At 62.6% G+C, this 20,202-nt stretch carries 18 protein-coding genes; 7 read left to right on the forward strand and 11 right to left on the reverse strand.

Features of this window, described 5'->3' with window-relative positions; translation table 11 throughout:
• Nucleotides 1-107: 107 nt before the first annotated feature.
• Nucleotides 108-866, reverse strand: a complete 759-nt coding sequence (locus IF189_RS24680) for a DUF2076 domain-containing protein (protein ID WP_134828196.1) — start codon at nt 864-866, stop codon at nt 108-110.
• A gap of 178 nt (nt 867-1,044) precedes the next feature.
• Between IF189_RS24680 and IF189_RS24685 the strand changes: the two genes are divergently transcribed.
• On the forward strand, nt 1,045-1,719 hold the full coding sequence (locus IF189_RS24685; RefSeq protein ID WP_085712251.1) for a YciC family protein: 675 nt from the start codon (nt 1,045-1,047) through the stop codon (nt 1,717-1,719).
• A 73-nt stretch (nt 1,720-1,792) separates the two neighbouring features.
• Entirely contained in the window at nt 1,793-2,869 is a 1,077-nt protein-coding gene (locus tag IF189_RS24690) for an endonuclease/exonuclease/phosphatase family protein (RefSeq protein ID WP_192552403.1), read from the forward strand.
• Nucleotides 2,870-2,871: 2 nt separating this feature from the next.
• On the opposite strand, the gene IF189_RS24695 is transcribed toward IF189_RS24690, so the two are convergent.
• The 5 genes from IF189_RS24695 to IF189_RS24715 form a co-directional block, all read right to left on the reverse strand.
• Nucleotides 2,872-3,708: an ABC transporter ATP-binding protein gene (locus IF189_RS24695; protein ID WP_192552404.1), complete on the reverse strand. Its 837-nt coding sequence runs from the start codon at nt 3,706-3,708 to the stop codon at nt 2,872-2,874.
• On the reverse strand, nt 3,696-4,499 hold the full coding sequence (locus tag IF189_RS24700; protein WP_119430100.1) for an ABC transporter permease: 804 nt from the start codon (nt 4,497-4,499) through the stop codon (nt 3,696-3,698). The genes IF189_RS24695 and IF189_RS24700 overlap by 13 nt, the downstream gene beginning before the upstream one ends.
• Nucleotides 4,500-4,509: 10 nt before the next feature.
• Nucleotides 4,510-5,487, reverse strand: coding sequence for an ABC transporter substrate-binding protein (locus IF189_RS24705; protein ID WP_192552405.1), 978 nt, complete (start codon nt 5,485-5,487; stop codon nt 4,510-4,512).
• Between the two features lie 388 nt (nt 5,488-5,875).
• A complete protein-coding gene (locus IF189_RS24710; protein WP_134828198.1) occupies nt 5,876-7,246 on the reverse strand; it encodes an aspartate aminotransferase family protein in 1,371 nt (456 codons plus the stop codon).
• A 32-nt stretch (nt 7,247-7,278) separates the two neighbouring features.
• Nucleotides 7,279-8,772 carry an aldehyde dehydrogenase gene (locus IF189_RS24715; protein ID WP_192552406.1) on the reverse strand — a complete coding sequence of 498 codons (1,494 nt, stop codon included), beginning with the start codon at nt 8,770-8,772 and terminating at the stop codon, nt 7,279-7,281.
• Nucleotides 8,773-9,010: 238 nt separating this feature from the next.
• Here IF189_RS24715 and IF189_RS24720 point away from each other — a divergent pair, with 238 nt between their 5' ends.
• On the forward strand, nt 9,011-9,925 hold the full coding sequence (locus IF189_RS24720; RefSeq protein ID WP_085697589.1) for a LysR family transcriptional regulator: 915 nt from the start codon (nt 9,011-9,013) through the stop codon (nt 9,923-9,925).
• 3 nt (nt 9,926-9,928) lie between these two features.
• Here IF189_RS24720 and hrpB read toward each other — a convergent pair whose 3' ends face one another.
• On the reverse strand, nt 9,929-12,448 hold the full coding sequence (gene hrpB, locus IF189_RS24725; RefSeq protein ID WP_192552407.1) for an ATP-dependent helicase HrpB: 2,520 nt from the start codon (nt 12,446-12,448) through the stop codon (nt 9,929-9,931).
• Nucleotides 12,449-12,556: 108 nt separating this feature from the next.
• Here hrpB and IF189_RS24730 point away from each other — a divergent pair, with 108 nt between their 5' ends.
• Both IF189_RS24730 and IF189_RS24735 read left to right on the forward strand, forming a co-directional pair.
• Nucleotides 12,557-12,976, forward strand: coding sequence for a polyribonucleotide nucleotidyltransferase (locus IF189_RS24730; RefSeq protein WP_192552408.1), 420 nt, complete (start codon nt 12,557-12,559; stop codon nt 12,974-12,976).
• Nucleotides 12,977-12,991: 15 nt separating this feature from the next.
• Nucleotides 12,992-13,888 carry a cation diffusion facilitator family transporter gene (locus tag IF189_RS24735; RefSeq protein ID WP_114885716.1) on the forward strand — a complete coding sequence of 299 codons (897 nt, stop codon included), beginning with the start codon at nt 12,992-12,994 and terminating at the stop codon, nt 13,886-13,888.
• On the opposite strand, the gene IF189_RS24740 is transcribed toward IF189_RS24735, so the two are convergent.
• Nucleotides 13,882-14,916 carry a DUF6515 family protein gene (locus IF189_RS24740; RefSeq protein ID WP_192552409.1) on the reverse strand — a complete coding sequence of 345 codons (1,035 nt, stop codon included), beginning with the start codon at nt 14,914-14,916 and terminating at the stop codon, nt 13,882-13,884. The two genes, IF189_RS24735 and IF189_RS24740, sit on opposite strands and share 7 nt — an antisense overlap.
• Nucleotides 14,917-15,372: 456 nt before the next feature.
• Here IF189_RS24740 and IF189_RS24745 point away from each other — a divergent pair, with 456 nt between their 5' ends.
• Together IF189_RS24745 and IF189_RS24750 are read left to right on the forward strand one after the other, a co-directional pair.
• Nucleotides 15,373-15,852 (forward strand): Lrp/AsnC family transcriptional regulator, encoded by a 480-nt coding sequence (locus tag IF189_RS24745; protein WP_192552410.1) that lies wholly within the window; start codon nt 15,373-15,375, stop codon nt 15,850-15,852.
• A 106-nt stretch (nt 15,853-15,958) separates the two neighbouring features.
• Complete coding sequence (locus tag IF189_RS24750; RefSeq protein WP_003228500.1) at nt 15,959-16,168, forward strand: DUF2788 domain-containing protein; 210 nt, start codon at nt 15,959-15,961, stop codon at nt 16,166-16,168.
• Here the strand turns inward: IF189_RS24750 and IF189_RS24755 are convergent.
• From IF189_RS24755 to IF189_RS24765, 3 genes are all read right to left on the reverse strand, one after another.
• Entirely contained in the window at nt 16,163-16,798 is a 636-nt protein-coding gene (locus tag IF189_RS24755) for a pseudouridine synthase (protein WP_065259609.1), read from the reverse strand. The genes IF189_RS24750 and IF189_RS24755 overlap by 6 nt on opposite strands.
• Nucleotides 16,799-16,868: 70 nt before the next feature.
• Nucleotides 16,869-18,368 carry an AMP nucleosidase gene (amn, locus tag IF189_RS24760; RefSeq protein ID WP_162130486.1) on the reverse strand — a complete coding sequence of 500 codons (1,500 nt, stop codon included), beginning with the start codon at nt 18,366-18,368 and terminating at the stop codon, nt 16,869-16,871.
• A gap of 105 nt (nt 18,369-18,473) precedes the next feature.
• Entirely contained in the window at nt 18,474-20,123 is a 1,650-nt protein-coding gene (locus IF189_RS24765; RefSeq protein ID WP_192552411.1) for an acyl-CoA dehydrogenase family protein, read from the reverse strand.
• Nucleotides 20,124-20,202 lie beyond the last annotated feature (79 nt).

Raw genomic sequence — 20,202 nt, forward strand, 5'->3', positions numbered from 1 at the left:
GCCGGATCAGGCACCAGGCCCGAAAAAGGCGCCCAGTATGCCAGCCCGAAGGAAGGTTCCGCGAATAATCGGCCCGGGGCGCTCAGGCGCCCCGGACGAATGGTGAATCAGACGAAGGAATCGTCGTCATCGAAGAACGATGAGTTGTCATCGCTGTAGTCGGTGTCGCTGAAGCCACCCTGGTTGTTGCCCCAGGAGTCGTTGTTGGCCATGCGCTGGTCATCGCCCCAACCGTTGTTGCCCTGGTCGTTGACCTGGGCCGGCTCTTCCTTGATCACCTCAACGATTTCTTGCGGCTGCTGGTTTTGATGGAACAGGCTGCTGATGCCTTGTGCCAGCATCACGCCACCGGCCACACCGGCGGCGGTTTTCAGGGCACCGCCGAGGAAACTGCTGCCGGCCGCCGGGGCCGCTTGCTGCTGGCCATAACCCGGTGGTGGCGCGCCGAAGTTCTGTTGTGGCGCGGGGGCACCGAAGTTCTGCTGCGGAGCCGGTTCACGCCAGCCGCCAGTGGAGGCCGGGGCGCTCTGGGTCGGGGCCGGGCGCGGGCTGCTGCCACCGAAGATGCTCGACAGGAAACCGCCGCCGCTCGACGCCGGGGCTGCGCTTTGCGCCTTGGCCGATTGCAGTTCGGCCTGCAGTTGCTGGACCTGTTGAGTCAGTTGTTTGTTCTGTTCGTCGAGGCTCTTGATCGCGGCCTCCTGCACCAGAATCGCCTGGGTCATGAAATAGCCTGCGGCCGGCTGGCGCGTCAGGTGTTCCTTGATCCGCGCTTCAGCCAGGGCGTCACGCGGGGCTGCCTCCGTTTCGGCCTGTTGCAGCCGGGAAAACAGTCCATCGATCAGGGTTTGCTCTTCGCTGTTCATGGCGACCTCGTAGATTGCCGGGGATAACGTTGCCCTCGTCCACAGTGGAGGAGGCGCACCTACGTAATGGAGGCAGCGACAGAATGTTTCAATGGTCTTTACCGAACGTTTACGTTTGCGCCCCGCAGCACATCATCGGTTAAAGTGAGCCACTGTTTTTGACCTGCGATACCGACTGATGAATGCCTTCGATGTGCTGCGTGACTCGCTGTATTTCTTTAAACGCAATCTGGCGCGGATCGTCCAGCTGTGCCTGCCGCTGGTGATCTTCGAAGCCGCGTTGCAACAGGTGGTCGATCACACAAGCGACCCGGACGGTTATTCGGCCATCAGTGTGATCGTCGGCCTGCTGGTCTACCCGCTGTACACCGCCGCGCTGATCCTGTTTCTCGACGCCCGCACCCGTGGCGAATCCCCGCAAACCCTCGATCTGCTGGCGATGGCGGCGCGCCTGTGGCCGCGTTTTGCCGTGCTCACTGCGCTGAACACGTTGTTGATTCTGCTCGGTCTGTCCCTGTATTTCCTGCCAGGCTTGTGGCTGATGGTCACCCTGGCCTTCGGTGAATACCTGCTGGTGCTGCGCGGCTACGGCCCGTTGCAGGCCATGAAGGAAAGCCTGCGCCTGAGCCGTGGGCATTTCCTGCGAATTCTGGTGTGCATCCTCTGTGTGATGGGGCCGTTGTGGCTGCTCAAGGGCCTGACCCTGCAGGTCTACCCCGATCCGCAGAATCCGTTGATCGCCATATTGATCGACAGTGGCCACAGCTTCCTGCAGCTGTTCACCAGCGTGGTGCTGTTCCGCCTGTTCATGTTGATCAGCGAATTGCCCGACAAACGTGACGGAAGGGTCTGACCGCTCTGCGCTTGGGTGATGCGGGGGTCTCGTATATGCTCGGGACCACTCCCGTATCGCTATAAGCCGAGCCATGACCCGTCTACTGCGCTACATCCTGCTCTGCGTGCTGCTGGCCGTCGCCCTGATCGGCGTGATGATTTTCAGCCTGACCTGGCGCCCCGACGCCCGGGAAACCCTGCCGGTCAGTTGCACCGGACAATCGCCGACGCTGGTGCCCGGCCAGGCGCTGAAGGTCATGACCTGGAACGTGCAATACCTGGCCGGCAAGCGTTATGTGTTCTGGAATGACCTGGCGCAAGGCGACGACGAAGCCCCGACCCCGGAGGACATGGCCTTCAGCCTCGACGAAGTGGCCCGGGTGATCCGCGACGAGCAGCCCGATGTGGTGCTGATCCAGGAACTGGATGACGGCGCCAAGGCCAGCGACTATCAGAACCAGCTCAAGCTGTTGCAGGAGCGCCTCACCGACCTCTACCCGTGCAGCGCCCACGCCTTCGACTGGAAGGCCGATTTCGTCCCGGATCCGCATATCTTCGGCAGCGTCGGCCGACAACTCGCGACCCTCAGCCGCTTCCGTATCGAACACGCTGAACGCCTGCAATTGCCGGTGCAGCCGCTGAATATCATCAGCCGCCAGTTCCGGCCGAAAAACGCCCTGCTCGCCACCACCCTGCCGTTCAGCGATGGCGGGCAACTGGTGGTGTTCAACACCCATCTGGATCGCGCCATGCAGCCGGACGAAACCTTGCAGGCGCAGGTGGCGGCGGTGGCCAAGGTGCTCGACAAACACGAAAGCCACGGCACGCCGTGGCTGATCGGGGGTGACTTCAACCTGTTGCCGCTCGGCCAGTACCGGCGCCTGCCGGTCGAACAGCGCACGCCCTACTCCGTGGACAGTGCGCTGCACCTGTTGTGGGACAAGTACCCGATGATCCCGACCAACAACGAAGCCAGCGGCATCGACCGTGCCAAATGGCTGACCCATTATCCCAACGACCCCGGCCTCAACGGCCCGGACCGCACGGTCGATTACCTGTTCTACAGCCCGAAGATCAAACGGGTCGAAGCCACGGTGCGGCAGGACGATACGTTGCGCATCTCCGATCATCTGCCGGTGATTGCGAAGTTCCTTCTGCCACCCAACTGATCTCAGTGAGCCTCTTCAAGATCGTCGTGCAACAGCCCGAAGATCTGTCGCTTCATGTCGATGAACGAGCGCTCCATGACCATGTCCAGCGTGCGCGGGCGCTCGATCGGCACATCGAGAATCTGCTTGATACGCCCAGGCCGCGCGCCCATTACGTACACACGGTCGCCGAGCAGGATCGCCTCGTCGATATCGTGAGTGACGAACAGTACGGTCTTCTTGCTGTTGCCCCACACCCGCAGCAACAGCTGCTGCATTTGCAGGCGGGTCTGGCTGTCGAGGGCGCCGAAGGGTTCGTCCATCAGCAGGATCTGCGGATCGTTGGCCAGGGCCCGGGCAATCGCCACCCGCTGCATCATGCCGCCGGACAACTGCTTGGCGTAGTTATCGGCAAATCCTGACAAGCCGACTTCGTGCACGTAGTGATCAACGATTTCCTTGCGCTTGGCCGCCGGCATGCCCCGGCGCTTGAGGCCGAACTCGACGTTCTGCCGCACTGTCAGCCACGGGAACAGCGTGTAGCTCTGGAACACCATCCCGCGATCCGCGCCGGGGCCCTGCACTTGCTGGCCGCCGACGTAGATCTCGCCGGACGTCGGCTCGGCCAGGCCGGCGGTGAGGTACAGCAGGCTCGACTTGCCGCAGCCCGACGGCCCGACCAGCACCGCGAATTGCTGATCCGGCACTTCGAACGACACTTCTTCCAGCGCGGTGAAGGTTCCGCCGCCGGGCTTGGTGTAACGCAGGCTGACCTTGTCCACCTGCAACCTTGGCGCGGCGAGTGCCGGTGCGGCGACCGGCTCGATGAAACGACGGTTGGCAGCGGTTACTGAGCCCATGCGGCAATCCTCAAACGCAAGAAGCGGAACAGTTGATCGGTGACCAGGCCCAGCAGGCCGATGATCGCGATGGCGAGAAAAATCACGTCGACCTGAAAGCCGCGCATGGCCTTGAGGCTCAAGTAACCGAGACCACTGGAAGCGGCGACCAGTTCGGCGACCACCAGATAGGTCCAGGCCCAGCCCATGGTCACCCGCAGAGTGTCGAGCACGCCGGGCAACGATGCCGGGGCGATCACGTGCAGCACCGCGTCACGCCGGTTGGAGCCGAGGGTGTAGGAAGCGTTGATCAAGTCCTTGGAAATGCCTTTGGATACGTCCGCGACCATCACCAGTTGCTGGAAGAACACGCCGAAAATGATCACCGACACCCGCTGCTCCAGACCGATGCCGATCCACAGGATGAACAGCGGCACGAACGAGGTCACCGGCAAGTAACGGATGAAATTGACCATCGGCTCGAGGAACGCCTGGACGATGCGGAAGCTGCCCATCAGCAAGCCCAGCGGCACCGCCACCAGCGACGACACGATGAAACCAACCATCACCACTTCGACACTGGCCCAGACATGCTGCCCTAGGGTGCCGTCGCGGCTCAGGCGCACGGCGGCTTCAACCACCGCGCCGGGCGTCGGCAGGAACATCCCCGGCACAATGCCGCCGTAGGACAACCCGGCCCACAGGCCGACCAGCAACACCCAGGCCAGACCGCTGGCGCTCCACACCACCGGCACCGGCAACCCGGTCTTCGGCGTGATGCAGCGGCTCAGCCATGAATTGCGCTTGAACATGACCAGTCTCCTAGAGCGGGCTGACGAAACGGTTATCCACCAGATCGTCGTTGCTGACGTTGTAGGGCTTGCCCTGCAATTCGCTGGCGGTTTCGTTGGCCAGTTTGATCAGCGGCTCGCTGTCACCCGGCGCGCCCGGCTTGCCCAGCAGTTTTTCGCTCATGGCCTGATCGTAGAAACGCACGCCCTGTGCGGCGGCGGCCAGTTCCTTCGGATCGGACAGGTAACCGCCGACGCCCTTGGCCATGATTTCGTAGGCTTTCTGTGGATGATCCTTGGTGTACTGCACCGCTTTGTAGAGACCGGCGACCAGCGCCTTGACGTCTTCCGGCTGCTTCTCGATCACCGTGCAGTTGAGCGCCACCACATCGACGATCACCCCCGGCGTACTGCTGCTGTCGATCAGCACTTTGCCTTGCTGCTTGTCGCGCACCATCGACAGATGCGGCTCCCAGGTCACGGCGGCCGGCACGCGACCGGCGATGAACGCGGTGGCGGCATCGTCGGCGGTCATGTTCTGCACGGTGATGTCGCTCATGCTCATGCCGTTCTTTTTCAGCAGGTACGACAGCCAGAACTGCGAGGTCGAACCTTCATTGACGGCCACGGCCTGGCCCTTGAGTTCTTGCAGGCTCTTCACGTTTTTACCGACCAGCACGCCGTCGCCGCCATGGCTGTCATCCAGTGCAGCCACGGCCTTGAAGCAGAACTGCGGGCGGTACTTGAGCACTTCGTCGATGGTCGAGGCCGAGCCGGACAATTGCCCGGACGCCTGGGCGGCCATGTACATCGACGCTTCTTCGACCACCGGCAATTCGACGGTCAGGCCGTTTTCCTTGAAGTAGCCCAGATCCTGGGCCAGGTACAGGGTGCCGTAACCGACCCACGTGGTGTGGCCGATCGACAAGGTGCCGGCCTGGGCGGCGGTGACTGAAAGGGCGGAAATCGCCAGAGGACAAGCAAGACGGGTAAACAAGGACTTGTTCATGGAGCACTCCCAACGCTGTTGATTTAGTTGTCATGGGCAGTACGGCCAGCCGGGGTCTCGCGATTGCACACTGCGGTCTCTGTCGGACTCTGGCGGGCAATGCCTTGGCTGGCGAAATCGATGTTGACCCAGGCCCGGCGTCAGGAAAACGAGGAAATAGTTAGACGCGAACGATGAAAAAACTGGGTAGTGCGCACCGCGAAAGGGCGCTGCGGGCGGGGGTGCACGGAGGGGGTGCAAGACAGCTAAAACGATGTTGAATCGACTGACGCAATCGCGGGCAAGCCCGCTCCCACAGTTATCGAGACGGATCACAATTTTGTGAACGACTGATAAACCTGTGGGAGCGGGCTTGCCCGCGAAGGGGCCCTTGAGCCTTACAAATACCTCAGAGCCGACCGTATTCCTGCGCCGTACGATCAACCGCTTTCAAGGTCTTGCCCACCAGTTCGTCGATCTCTTCACGGCTGGCAATCAACGCCGGCGCCATGATCATCCGCCCAAGTGTCGAGCGAATGATCACCCCCTCCTCGAAACCGATCGTGCGGCAGCGCCAGGCCATGTCGTTCTCATTGGCAAAGCGCTTGCGGGTGGCCTTGTCTTCGGCCAGTTGCAACGCCGCCACCATGCCCGTGCCCTGGATGTCGCCCACCAACGGGTGATTGCCGAACACCTCGCGCAGGCACTGTTGCAGGTACGGCCCGATGTCATCCTTGACCCGCGTCACCACGCCTTCATCGCGCAATGCCTTGAGGTTGGCAATCGCCACCGCCGCCGCCACCGGGTGACCGGAATAGGTCAGGCCGTGAGCGAACACACCGCCCTGCTCCACCAGCACGTCGGCCATTTTCTTCGACAGGATCAGGCCGCCCATCGGGATGTAACCGGAGGTCAGCCCCTTGGCAATGGACAGGGTGTCCGGCTCGAAACCGAAGTATTCGTGAGCGAACCATTCACCGGTGCGACCGAAGCCGCCGATCACTTCATCGGCGCACAACAGCACATCGTATTTACGGCAGATGCGCTGGATTTCCGGCCAGTAGCTTTCCGGCGGGAAGATCATCCCGCCCGCGCCCTGGAACGGTTCGGCGATAAACCCGGCGACTTTGTCGGCGCCCAGCTCGAGGATCTTCGCTTCCAGTTGCTGCGCGGCTCGCAAGCCAAATTCAGCTGGCGTCAGGTTGCCTTCGTGGGCGAAGAAGTACGGCTCGTCGATGTGCGCGATGTCGGGAATCATCCCGCCCATTTCGTGCATGAACTTCATGCCGCCGAGGGCCGTCGCCGCGAGAGTCGAACCGTGGTAGCCGTTCCAGCGGCCGATCATGATTTTCTTCTCGGGCTTGCCCAGCACCTGCCAGTAACGGCGCACGGTACGGATCAGCACCTCGTTGGCTTCGGAGCCGGAGTTGGTGTAGATCGCGTGGCTATAGTGCCCCGGCAGCAGGCTGAACAGCAGCTCGGAGAGCTCGATCACCTGCGGGTGGGTGGTGTGGAAAAACATGTTGTAGTACGGCAACTGCTCCAGTTGCCGGCTCGCCGCCGCGTTCAGATCCTTGCGCCCGTAACCGAGGTTGGTGCACCACAGCCCGGACATGCCGTCGAGGTAGCGCCGACCGTCGTTGTCCCACAAGTGCAGGCGGTCACCGCGCACCATCACCCGTGGGCCTTCGTCGTTGAGGGCCTTCTGGTCGACGAACGCATGAATGTGGTGCGCTGCATCGGCGGCCTGGTAGTCGCGGGTTTCACGTGAGGTGGTCATCGCCGGATCTCCTTTCTTGTTGTGAGCGGCTGTCATGAGCGCAGTTGAAACCAGGTGGTTTTCAACTGGGTGTATTTGTCGAACGAGTGCAGCGACAGATCGCGGCCGAAACCGGATTGCTTGCCGCCGCCGAACGGTACGGTCACGTCCAGCGCATCGACGCTGTTGACCGACACCGTACCGGCTCGCAATTGCCGCGCCACCCGGTGCGCGCGGTGCAGATCATCGGTCCACAGCGACGCTGCCAGACCGTAGACGCTGTCGTTGGCCAGTTGCAAGGCGTGGGCCTCGTCATCGAACGGAATCACCGCCAGCACCGGGCCGAACACTTCTTCGCGAAACAGGGTCATGTGCGGCTGCACGTCGGTGAAAATCGTCGGCTGAACGAAGTTACCCGAACCGTTGAAACTCAATTGCTGACCGCCGCAGACGCGGGTCGCGCCTTCGCGTTCGGCCTGATCGATGAAGCGCAGAATGCTTTCGGTCTGACGGGTGTCGACGATCGCCCCGGCCGCACTCGCCGGATCCAGCGGATCGCCCGGCTTCCAGCGTTCGGCTTGGGCCTTCAGTCGCTCGACGAACTCGTCATGAATCGAGCGCTCCACCAGCAATCGCGAATTAGCCGAGCAGACTTCGCCCTGATTGAAGAAGATCCCGAACGCGGCTTTCTGCGCCGCCAGGTCCAGATCCTTGCAGTCGGCGAACACCAGATTGGCGCTCTTGCCGCCGCACTCCAGCCACACCTGTTTGAGGTTCGACTGCGCGGAGTACTGCATGAAATATTTGCCGACCTGGGTCGAGCCGGTGAACACCAGACAATCGACATCCGGATGCAGGCCCAAGGCTTTGCCGGTCTGCTCGCCGAGACCCGGCAGCAGGTTCAAGACGCCGGCCGGCAACCCCGCCTCCAGCGCCAGTTCGGCCAGACGCAATGCGGAGAACGGTGATTGCTCAGCGGGTTTGAGGATTACCGAGTTGCCCGCCGCCAGCGCCGGCGCGAGTTTCCACGCGGCCATGTCCAGCGGGAAATTCCATGGCACCACGGCTGCGACCACGCCCAGCGCTTCGCGGGTGATGGTCGCCAGCACATTCGAGGCGCTCGGCGCGACCTGATCGTAGAGTTTGTCGAGGCTTTCGGCGTACCAGCGAAACACCCCGGCGGCGCCCGGCACGTCGATGTTGTAGGCGTCCGTCACCGGTTTGCCCATGTTCAGCGAATCGAGCAATGCCAGTTCTTCGCGATTGGCCAGAATCAAATCCGCCAGACGCAGCAAGACTTGCTTGCGCTCGGTGGGCGAACGCCCGGCCCAGGTGCCGGCCTCGAACACCTGCCTTGCATTGCGCACCGCCGTATCGACATCTTCTTCACCGCACGCGGCGACGTTTGCCAGCAACTGGCCGGTGGCCGGGTTGATCGCGGCAAAGGTCTGCCCCGACTGCGCGGCACACAGCTTGCCGTCGATCACGGCCTGGTACGGATAGCTCAATTCAGCGGCCTTGCGCTGCCAGTCTGCAAGTTCGAACACGGTGGATGCTCCTTGGACTTTTATTCTTTTATAAACGGCTGCCGTCGATAGTCGCTCAGGCCGGCGCGAGCCAAAACCAGTAAAAATGTCTTCGCAGACAATAAAAAAGGTAACCAGCCAATGGCCCCCTCGCGCGCGTATGGGGCTATTGTTCAGGGACAAAAAAACCGCCGACAGAACGGAGGCCGGCGGCGTACAAATTGCTTGGATGTGAAATCCGTTCGCTTTGAGGTTCACCGTGGCCGCTTACAACCTGCGTCAGTTGAAATACTTCATCACCACCGTCGAATGCGGCAGCGTCGCCGAAGCCTCGCGCAAGCTGTACATCGCGCAACCGGCGATCTCCACGGCGATCAAGGGGCTGGAAGACAGCTTCGGCGTGCAACTGCTGATCCGCCATCACGCCCAGGGCGTGTCCCTGACACCGAGCGGTGCGCGGTTCTTCCGCAAGGCCCAGGAACTGCTGCGCATGGCCAAGGAGTTCGAACAGAACGCCCTCGCCGACAACGACGTGGTGGCCGGGCAGATCGATATCGGCTGTTTTGAAACGGTGGCGCCGCTGTACTTGCCGCAACTGATTGCCGGCTTCTCGGCGCTGTATCCGGGGGTAAAGATCCGCATCCGCGACGGCGAACAACAGGAACTGGTGCAAGGCCTGACCTCGGGCACCTTCGATCTGGCAATCCTCTACAAGCATGACCTCGACGCCACCATCGAAACCGAACCCTTGATGCCGGCCCAACGGCCTTACGCCTTGCTGCCGGCAGATCACCGCTTCGCCCAACTCAAGCAAGTGTCGCTGCGGGACTTGTGCCTGGAACCGATGATCCTGCTCGACGTGCAACCGAGCCGCACCTACTTCGTCAGCCTGTTCGAAGAACTCGGCCTGTCGCCGCGCATCGAGTTCAGCTCGCCGTCGATCGAAATGGTGCGCGGCATGGTCGGTCAGGGCTTCGGCTTCTCGATCCTGGTCACCCGCCCGCATTCGGAATGCACCTACGACGGCAAGAAAGTCGTGTGCGTGGACATCGTCGAAGACGTCACCGGCTCAGGCCTGGTGGCGGCGTGGCTCAAACGCGGACAACTGACCAAACCGGCGCAGTTGTTTGCCGATTATTGCCGGGAGCAGTTGACGGCGAAGGCCGGCCGCTGACCCTTACGTACCGCGTGGTTTGGCCCGCGCAGTGGCTTCAGCCACCAGCGGGTCATCCGGCCAGTAATGTTTCGGATACCGCCCCTTCAGATCCTTTTTCACCTCGGCATAGGTGCTGCGCCAGAAGTTGGCCAGATCCTGCGTCACCTGCACCGGCCGCCGCGCGGGCGACAGCAGGTGCAGTTTGACCACTTGCCGGCCGCCGGCGATTCGCGGGGTGTCGGCGAGGCCGAACAACTCCTGCAAACGCACGGCGAGAATCGGTGGTTGTTCGCTGTAGTCGAGGCGAATCGACGAGCCTGACGGCACGCTCAAGTGATGCGGCGCTTGCTCATCGAGCTGCTGCGGCAGTGGCCACGGCAGCAGATTACGCACGATGCTCGACAGGTCGAGGTTGGCGAAATGGCTGAGTCGCGAGACCTTGCCCAGATAAGGCAACAACCAGTCTTCGAGGGCTTTCAGCAGCGTCGCGTCGCTGACATCCGGCCATTGGCTTTCACCCTTGGCATCCAGATCGAGCTGGCGCAACAAGGCGACTCGCGCCTGCCACTGGCGCAGCTCCGGGGTCCACGGCAGCAGCTCAAGTCCCTTGCGTCGCACCAGATTGACCAGTGCCTGGCTGCGGGCGTTTTCGTCGAGACCGGTCAGTGGTTCACGACTGAGGATCAGTTCGCCGACCTTGCGCTGACGTTCGGCGCGCAGCACACCTTCGCGCTCGTCCCAGTCCAGTTGATCGACGGTGTGCACCTGTTCGGCCAGCACCGAATCGAACAGCGCCGGATCGAAATCCGCCGCCAGATAAATCCGCTCTTCGCGCTGACCTTGGCGGCTGCCGAGGTCGGCGATGACGATCCATGGTTCTTTCATCAGGCTGTCGGCTTCGGCGAACAGCGCCGCTCGGCCGTTGGCCAGACGATATTCGGCACCACCGGCACGCCGCTGCTGGGCGACGCGATCCGGGTAGGCCAGTGCCAGCAGAGCGCCGAGCCAGCGCGGGTGATCGGGATCGCTGACCGGCTCGCTCGCCTTGCCGCGCAGGTAGCCGCGATATTGCCGAGCCAGTTGCCGGGCGCGCTGCACGCCGCCCTGAGCACCGCGCGCCGCGCGCTCTTCGCCGGACAGCAGCACCAGACGACTGTGCAGATCCGCCCCCGCACCACGCAAAATATCCCGTTCGCCGAGCAGTGCGGCGACATCGCACGCCATGTTCGCCAGCCCCAGTGCCTGACCGCGCAACAGCAGATGAGCGATGCGCGGATGCGCCGGCAATTCAGCCATGGCCTGACCGTGGCGATTCAGGGTTTCACCGTCCAGCGCACCGAGGCGCTGCAACAGATCCTGAGCCTGTGCATAAGCGGCGGCTGGCGGCACGTCGAGCCAGATCAGATCACTTGGCGCCACGCCCCAGCGTCCGAGTTGCAGGGCAAGTCCCGCAAGATCCGCCGAAAGGATTTCCGCACTGCCATAAGCCGCCAATTGCTCATGCTGATCCTGCGACCACAGGCGATAACACACGCCCGGTTCGAGACGCCCGGCACGGCCCGCGCGCTGGGTGGCGCTGGCTTTGGAGATCCGTTGAGTGTCGAGGCGGGTCATGCCGCTGCCCGGATCGAAACGCGGCACCCGCGCCAGCCCGGCGTCGATCACCACGCGCACGCCGTTGATGGTCAGGCTGGTTTCGGCGATGTTGGTGGCCAGCACCACTTTGCGCTGGCCTGCCGGCGCCGGGTCGATGGCAGCGCGTTGGGCATTCAGGTCGAGTTCGCCGTGCAACGGGCAGAGCAACACGTCGCTGCGCTCACCGATGGCGTCCGACAGTTGCTGATGCACACGGCGGATTTCCGCTTGCCCCGGCAGGAACACCAACAGGCTGCCGGTTTCATCGTGCAGGGCTTCGAGCACCGTTTGCGTGACGCGTTGATCGATGTATTCGCCGGGCTGGAACGGCCGGCCCCAGCGCATCGTCACCGGGAACATCCGGCCTTCGCTGCGCAGGATCGGTGCATCGTCGAGCAAACCGGCCAGACGTTCGCCTTCGAGGGTGGCGGACATCAGCAGAATCTTCAGCGGTTGTTCAGCTCGAAACAGTTCGCGACCGTTCAGACTGAGGGCCAGCGCCAAATCGGCGTCGAGGCTGCGTTCGTGGAATTCGTCGAAGATCAGCAGGCCCACGCCTTCCAGCGCCGGATCGTCCTGCAAGCGCCGGGTGAGAATGCCTTCGGTGACGACTTCGATGCGCGTATTGGGGCCGACCTTGCTGTCGAGGCGAATGCGATAACCGACGGTTTCACCGACCTTCTCGCCCAGCTCGCTGGCCAGCCGTTCCGCCGCTGCGCGCGCGGCCAGCCGACGGGGTTCGAGCATGAGAATGGTCTGCCCGTTCAACCATGCTTCATTGAGCAGGGCCAAAGGCACGCGGGTGGTTTTACCGGCACCGGGCGGTGCTTCGAGCACGGCTTCATGGCGTGTCGCCAACGCTTCACGCAGGGCGGGTAAAACTTCATCGATCGGCAAAGAAATCATGCTGGCTCCAAAACAGAGCCGCGAGTATAACGGCGAACTGCCAGGCGTTCGTCAGGGTCTTAACTTCACACGATGACGCTTCGTTAACAGATGACTCAGGAGATTCCCATGCGCTTACCTTTTCGCCTGATCGGCGGTGTACTGGTTGCCACCCTGCTCACTCAGATCACTGCGTGCGGTTCGATTTTCTATCCCGACCGGCGCGGTCAGATCGACGGCAAGATCGACCCCGCGATTGCCGTGCTCGATGCCGTGGGCCTGTTGTTCTATATCCTTCCCGGCGTGATCGCGTTTGCCGTGGACTTCACCACCGGCGCGATCTATTTCGAACCGGGCCGCACGGCGCAGGTCGATCCGGCCAAGCTCAAGCAAGCCATCGGCCCGGACGGTCAGGTCGATAACCTCAAGTTGCAGGCTATTCTCGAAACAGAACTGGGCCGCAACCTGCCGCTGGACGACCCACGGCTGATCCAGCACAAGGGCAGCACCCAGCAACTGGCGATGTTCGGCCTGCAACCTGCCGCATAAGGAATCAACTCACCCATGACCACAAGCCCCGAACACGCCCGCCTGCTGCGGCTGGCGACCCGCGCCTCGGTGGCGGTGGCCTGTACGCTGATCATCGCCAAAGCCATCGCCTGGTGGCTGAGCGGTTCGGTGAGCATGCTCGCCGGCCTCACCGACTCGGCCCTCGATGGCGTCACTTCGTTGCTCAATCTGCTGGCGGTGCACTACGCGCTGCGCCCGGCGGATGACGATCACCGTTATGGCCACGGCAAGGCCGAATCCCTGGCGGGCATGGCGCAGGCGCTGTTCATTGGCGGCAGTGCGGTGCTGATTGCGTTTCAGGCTTATGAACGCATTCAGCAACCGGAACCGCTCGGCGCGCCCTGGATCAGCATCGGCGTGATCGTGTTTTCGCTGGTACTGACAGCGGCGCTGTTGATGTTGCAGCACCGGGTGATCAAGCAGACCGGCTCCAACGCCGTGCGCGCGGATTCGTTGCATTACCGTTCGGACATGTTGCTCAACGGCAGCATCCTGATCGCCCTGATCCTGGCGGGTCTGGGCTTTCATCAACTGGATGCGTGGTTCGGTCTGGGGATTGCCGTGTACATCCTCTGGAGCGCGATCCAGATCGCCCGGGAAAGTTTTTCGGTGTTGATGGATGAAGAGCTGCCGGTGGATGTCAGTCAGCACATGCTTGAACTGGCCTGCGGTGTGCCGGGTGTGCTCGGCGCACATGATCTGCGCACGCGAATTTCCGGCAATCACTGGTTCGTGCAGTTGCACCTGGAATTGCCGGGGGAGCTGACGCTGTCAGTCGCTCACGGCATCAGCGATCAGGCCGCCGATGCGATCCACGCTGCCTACCCGCGGGCCGAAGTGCTGGTGCACGCCGACCCGCAGGAAGTGGTGAAAGCCGCCCGGGCTCAGTAGTTGACCTGATAACCGCGACTGCTCAGGCAATTGCCCTGGGCCTGGCGGTAGGCCTGCACCACTTCGGGTGCGGGCTGGTAGGTCGCGGTACGCGGATCGAAGCCGCTTTGCTGCACCGCATATTGATAGCACTGGTAGCCGTCCTGCTGGACCTGCTCCGGCGACTGGCCGTTGGCGGGATAGGCTTCCACGTCATAACCGTTGCTGGTCGGTTGCGGCGGTTGCTGCACCGGCGGCTCGACCACTACGTAATCCTGGGTCGCTTCCTGATAGGCGTAGTACGAGCCTGCCGCCAGGAACAACAGCGAACCGCCGATCCACACTTCTCGTGCGTAATCCGGCAGGTACTGGATGCGGATCCCCCGTGGCGGCTGAACCACGACATATCGCGGACCTTGCGGGCGATACCAGTAGCCGCCGGAGAAGAAATAATCCTGGCCACGATACGGAACGCGGAAGTCACGATCCGGGAAGCGGTCGATCACATGACCCGGCCGGTATTGCGGGCCGGGGCCCCAACCGTTGCCATGCCCGTCGGGGCGACCCGGCCAGCGATGGTCATCGGGTCGGTTGCCGGTCTGCCAGTTCTGGTGGTAGCCATTCTGCGGGCGCTCGTCGCGGTAGTAGCCCTGACGCGGCTCCTGGGTCTGGCGCACAGTGTCGGGGCGCGGCTGGATCGGCAGATTGTTGACCGGTGGCGGCGGCTGATGAACCGGCGCAGGTTGAACAGGTGGGCGATTCTGGTTCTGCCACTGCCCATTGTTGTGCTGCTGACCGTTGTGCTCGAACTGGCGGCTATTGTCGCCGCGAATGATCTCGTTGTTCTGCGGCCGCGGCTGATTCTGCTGCGGCTGGTTTTGTGGACGTGGCTGGTTGTTGCCTTCACGGCCTTCGTTGTGGCCCTGATGTTCCCGCTCGCGACCGCCACCCTCGGGGCCGCGATTCTGCGGCTCATCGGCCAGCACCTGCGCACAGACACTTACACACAGCAAACCTACACTGGCCAGACGCCAGATACGCGACTTCATGAAATTCCTCACTGCGGGCCGGACCCTGTAATTAAGTAGGGCTTGTAGCTAAGACCGGGAAGGGGCACACCGGGTTCTGCAACAGGTTATCAGTCACGCCATTTATTTATTGAGCGAGAGAGGTCAAATCGCGGGCAAGAAAAAAGGGAGACCCGTCGGCCTCCCTTCTAGAGAACTTCGTCCTGGCTCGACGCTTTTGACGTCGGCTCACCTCACGCCGTCTTCTGGACAGTGTGCAGCTCGGGGGCCGGCACGTCCCCGGTGGGGGCGGCGGCCGCGGCGGGCCTGATTGGGCGGGCCGCAGTGGACTGTGTTACCGAGCAGTGATTCTGGTGATAAGAATAGGCCTGAGGCCGCGACAGATGATTGCGAAGATTGCTCAATTAAACATCACTTGCGCAATTTTTAACCCTGGATAGATAATCCGCCGCAATAGTTAGGACAAAGGACCGATTGATGAGCAAACTCGACCGTTACGACCTGAGCATTTTGGCGGAATTGCAGCGCGACGCCCGCATCTCCAACCAGGAACTGGCCGAGCGCATCGGTCTGTCGCCCTCCCCGTGCTCGCGCCGGGTCAAGCAACTGGAGGACGACGGCTACATCTCGCGCCAGGTGGCCCTGCTGGACCGCAAGATGCTCGGCCTGAGCCTGACCGCTTACGTGCTGATCGGCATGGACCGGCACACGCCGGAACGTTTCGAGAACTTCGAAGCGGCGATCCGCACCTTGCCGCAGGTGCTTGAATGCAGCCTGGTGACCGGGGTCGATGCCGACTATCAACTGAAGGTCGCGGTACCGGACATGGATCACTATCAGAAGCTGCTGCTGGGGCACCTGACCCGCATCGAAGGCGTGACCAGCGTGCGCTCGAGTTTTGTGTTGAATCAGGTGCTCAATAGCACCGAGCTGCCGCTGACTCATCTGCGTAGCTGAAATCGACGAATGACTGCGGCACACCGACGCAGGTCAATGCTGCGTCGCTCGCCGCTGGCGTATACTCCCGGCCGCCCTTTCAGCCGCACAGCGCCGGAGATGCCCGATGGATCCAGCAGTATTTGAAGAGTGGATGATGACTGGCCTGGTCAGCATCCTGATCATTTTCATGGGTTTCATCGTCTGGGATCTGGCGAAGAAGTCCAAGGCCGGGCGCTTCGGCTCGTTCATTCTGTTCTTCGTACTGGGCCTGGGCGTGGCCGCGTTCATCATCAAGAGTGTGGTGATCGGCCTGATCGAATCCGGCGCCTTATAAGCGTGCCGGCACTTCTTTCCACTGGCCCTGATCGAGTCCTTCGATCGTCCAGTCACCAATCCTGACCCGCACCAGCCGCAACGTCGGCAACCCTACCGCCGCCGTCATTCGCCGCACCTGGCGGTTGCGCCCTTCGCGAATCACCAGTTCCAGCCAGGTTGTCGGAATGGTCGCGCGAAAGCGTACCGGCGGATTGCGCGGCCACAGTTCAGGCTCATCCAGTTGCCGCGCTTCGGCGGGCAGGGTCATGCCATCATTCAATTCGACACCGTCACGCAGGCGCTGCAACTGCTCGGCCGTCGGCACGCCCTCGACCTGCACCCAATACGTCTTCGCCAGCTTGTGCTTGGGGTCGGCGATCCGTGCCTGCAACTGACCGTCGTTGGTCAGCAGCAGCAAACCTTCGCTGTCGCGGTCCAGCCGTCCGGCCGGGTAGATGCCCGGAACGTCGATGTAATCCTTGAGCGTCGCCCGCCCCTCGCCGTCGCTGAATTGCGTCAGGACATCGAACGGTTTGTTGAACAGGATCAGCTTCGGCTCAGCCGGTGGTGCCTTGGCGACACGGCGCGGGGCTGAAGAGGACGGCTTCGCGCCGGGGCGGCGGGAAGGTGGACGTTGAGGACGGGACATGGGCAAAACAACATCTAACGGTCGGGGCTGCTAATGCTAGTAGCCCGACCGTTAAATGACCATCGACAAATCAGCGGAACGGCGGTTCGTCGAAGCTGCGCAGTTTGCGCGAGTGCAGCGAGTTGAGTTCGGTGCGCAACAGGTCCACCGCTTCAATGCCGATCTTCAAGTGCTGGCTGACCGCGCGCTCGTAGAACGCGTTGGCCGAACCCGGCAGCTTGATTTCGCTGTGCAGCGGTTTGTCCGAAACGCACAACAACGTGCCGTACGGCACCCGCAGGCGATAGCCCTGAGCGGCGATGGTGCCGCTTTCCATGTCCACCGCCACGGCGCGGGACAGGTTGATCAGCGGTCGCTCCTGGGCCCAGCGCAATTCCCAGTTGCGGTCGTCGTAGGTCAGCACGGTGCCGGTGCGCAGGCGCTTCTTCAGCTCTTCGCCCTTCTCGCCGGTGATGTTGGCCGCCGCTTGCTGCAGCGCCAGTTGTACTTCCGCCAGAGCCGGGATCGGAATATTCGGCGGTACCACCCGGTCGAGAATCCCGTCGCGACGCATGTAAGCGTGAGCCAGCACGTAGTCGCCGATGGTCTGCGACTGACGCAGACCGCCGCAGTGACCGATCATCAGCCAGCAATGCGGACGCAGCACCGCGAGGTGATCGGTGATGTTCTTGGCGTTGGACGGGCCGACGCCGATGTTCACCAGGGTCACGCCGTGGCCGTCGCTGGCGATCAGGTGATAGGCCGGCATCTGGTAGCGGTGCCAGACCACGCCGGCCGCAATGGCCGAGGCTTCGCCGTGATCCATGCCCTTTTCGATGATCACGTTGCCCGGCAACACCATGCGCACGAAGCGCGGGTCGCGGCGCAATTGCTCCAGACCGTGGACGATGAACTGGTCGACATAACGGTGGTAGTTGGTCAGCAGGATCCAAGGTTGCACATGGCGCCAGTCGCTGCCGGTGTAGTGCACCAGACGACGCAGAGAGAAGTCGACGCGGGCCGCATCGAACAGCGCCAGCGGCAGCGGATCGGTGTTTTCCCAGTCATAGAGACCGTCGGCGATGCCATCGGTGGCGGCGGACAGGTCGGTACTCGGGAACACCCGCGCCAGCACGGCGGCGGTGACGCCGGAGCCGGCCAGTTCATCGCCCTGCTCGACCACGTACGGGTACGGAATGTTCTGCTCGCTGACCCCGACTTCCACTGTCACTGTGAAGTCATGCATCAGCGGCGTGAGCTGCTCCAGCAGGTATTTGCGAAACGCCGCCGGGTGGGTGACGGTCACGCTGTAGGTGCCCGGCAACTGCACCTTGGCGTAAGCGCGGGTGGTCTGCGGGACTTCGCCCTGGCAGTGGTAGGTCAGACGCAGTTCGGGATAACGGAACAGGGCACGTTGCTCGGCGTCGGGCTCGACGCGATCCTTGAGATAACGCTTGAGCGCCGAGTTCAGCGCCGTGGTGGCCCGCTCATGCAGCTCGGCCAGACGATCCACGGCTTGTTCGGCGGTTTGAACGACAATAAACGCTTCGGTCACGATCAGCTTCCTGTGTTCTGACTTGCAGAGCTTCATCTTGCCTGCATCGTGGCGTCACGGAAACAGTGGCATGTTGGCTGTTCAGCAATCCGTCAGCGGCGGGAGCCCGCCTGCCGGCTCCCACAGTCCACTTGCATGAAGTCAGAAACCTTGCGGCGTCGAGCGGGCAACGATGGCTTCGACATCCAGCCCACGGGGCAACGCGCCGTAGACCCGGCCTCCCCCGCTCAGGCGACTGGCGATAAAGGCATCGCTGACCGCCGAATTCCCGGCCTCCAGCAACAGCTTCGCTTGCAGCCCCAGAGCGATGTCTTCGGTCAGTTGCCGCGCACGGTATTGAATGTCGCCGGTGTCCTTGAACGACGCCTGCAACTGCTGGATATGCGCGGCCAGCCGTTTGTCGCCATGGCCGTCGCCCAGTTCGTTGAACAGCACATCCAGCACGCCCGGCTCTTTCGACAAGGCACGCAACACATCGAGGCATTGCACGTTGCCGGAGCCTTCCCAGGTCGAGTTCACCGGCGCTTCGCGGTACAGGCGCGGCAGGATGCTCTCCTCGACATACCCCGCGCCGCCCATGCATTCGGCGGCTTCGTTGATCATCGCGGGCGCGCGTTTGCAGATCCAGTACTTGCCCACCGCCGTCACCAGCCGGGCGAATTGCGCTTCATGGCGATCATTCAGATGATCCAGCGCCTTGCCCATGCGCAGGCTCAACGCCAGCGCGGCTTCGCTTTCCAGCGCCAGGTCGGCCAGCACGTTCTGCATCAGCGGTTGTTCGCTGAGCAATTTGCCGCCGACCTTGCGGTGGGCGCAGTGATGGCTGGCCTGGGTCAGGGCCTGACGCATCAGCGAGCTGGAACCGACCATGCAATCGAAGCGGGTCATGGCCACCATCTCGATGATGGTCGGCACGCCGCGCCCTTCTTCGCCGACCATCCACGCCAGCGCGCCACGGAACTCGACTTCGCTGGAGGCGTTGGACTGGTTGCCGAGTTTGTTTTTCAGACGCTGGATGTAGAACTGATTGCGCGTGTCGTCCGGGCGATGGCGCGGCAGCAGGAAACAGGTCAGGCCCTTGTCGGTCTGCGCCAGCGTGAGGAAGGCATCGCACATCGGCGCCGAGCAGAACCACTTGTGGCCCACCAGCTCATAAGCCTGGCCCGGGCCGCTGGCGCCGACCGGATAAGCCTTGGTGGTGTTGGCGCGCACGTCGGTGCCGCCCTGTTTCTCGGTCATCGCCATGCCAATGGTCACGCCCGCCTTGTGAGCCATGCCGACATTACGCGGGTCGTATTCGGTGGCGAGGATTTTCGGCAACCACTGCTCGGCCAGATCAGGTTGCAAACGCATCGCAGGGACACTGGCAAAGGTCATGGTCAACGGGCAACCGCTGCCAGCCTCGGCCTGGCTGTGCAGATAGCTCATGGAGGCGCGGGCAACATGGGCGCCGTCCTGTGGATGAGCCCAAGGCAACGACGTCAGGCCATGTTCGATGGCCGTGCGCATCAACTCGTGATACGCCGGGTGAAATTCCACCAGATCAATGCGATGACCGTAGCGGTCATGGCTGGCGAACACCGGTTTGTTCTGGTTGGCGAGGAACCCGGCCTCCATCAGCGGCCCGCCGGCCAGTGCGCCGTAGGCATCGATCCGCGACTCGGCCCAGCCGGCGCCGAACCGCCGCGACCACTCCTGCAGCGGCAGGTCGATGCGGTACAGGTTGGTGCCGTCCAGCGACGGTGGCTGGTTGGTCACTTCGTGGGTTTCGGCGAACTGATGCAGGTTCATGACGGGGCTCCTTGATCGGCCAGAGCTTCAGTTAAGCACCGCCCCCGAACCGATCAAAGTGTCATATCGGCCTAAATAC

This window comes from Pseudomonas sp. IzPS59 (genome assembly GCF_014863505.1).
Classification (GTDB): Bacteria; Pseudomonadota; Gammaproteobacteria; order Pseudomonadales; family Pseudomonadaceae; genus Aquipseudomonas; species Aquipseudomonas kribbensis.